Source organism: Polaromonas sp. P1_G4 (genome assembly GCF_056405475.1).
Genome location: NZ_JBFUCA010000980.1, coordinates 1 through 758, shown reverse-complemented (window position 1 = coordinate 758; position 758 = coordinate 1). Strand labels below are relative to the sequence as shown.

The window sequence follows — 758 nt, the reverse complement described above, 5'->3', positions numbered from 1 at the left end:
TTCGGGTGGTGAGCAGAAGCAACTTGAAATCGGCCGGGCCTTGCTGCTGCGCCCCAAGGTCATCCTGATTGACGAACCCTCGATCGGGTTGTCGCCCATGGTGGTGCAGGACGTGTTCAAGCTGTTGCAGAAACTGGCGGCGCAGGGCACGACAGTGTTGATGGTTGAGCAAAACGTCAAAAGCGCGCTGAAAATTTCCGATGACGCCATCGCGCTTGAGTCKGGCCAACTGGTGCTGCACAAGCCGGCGGCGGAGCTGCTGGCGGACCCCAACATCGAACGCCTCTTCCTCGGCGGCGGCCATGTGCCGGGCGCAACCGTGGCGCCCGCCATGGCAACTTCCTGAATCTGCTGCAACCTCTCACCGGAGACATCACCATGAGCACCTTTGCACAGGCACCAACCGCAGACCGGGAGGCCATCCCCGAAGTTGCCAACCCCCTGGGGCTGGACGGCATTGAGTTCATTGAATACACCACTGCCAAGCCGCAGGCGTTGGGGCAGGTGCTGGAAACGATGGGTTTCCGTCCGGTTGCCCGCCACCGCTCGCGCGAGGTATTGCTGTACCGGCAGGGCAGCATGAACGTGATTGTCAATGCCCACATTCCCGCCATGCCGGATGGCACCGCGCCGACCGACAAGCCGGTGATTGCCGCTGTGGCCTTGCGCGTGCGGGACGCGGCAGACGCTTACCACCGTGCGCTGGAGCGGGGCGCCTGGGCCGTGCCGTCACGCGTCGAGGTGATGGAGCTGAACAT

At 63.4% G+C, this 758-nt stretch carries 2 protein-coding genes; both read left to right on the top strand.

The genetic code is table 11. From position 1 onward, the window contains the following. Positions 1–346: ATP-binding cassette domain-containing protein (locus tag AC1D1X_RS24870; RefSeq protein WP_477699566.1), on the top strand; the 346-nt coding region annotated here is incomplete at its 5' end. Between the two features lie 32 nt (positions 347–378). Beyond that, a partial coding sequence (locus AC1D1X_RS24865; RefSeq protein WP_477699565.1) for a VOC family protein occupies positions 379–758 on the top strand: 380 nt, incomplete at its 3' end.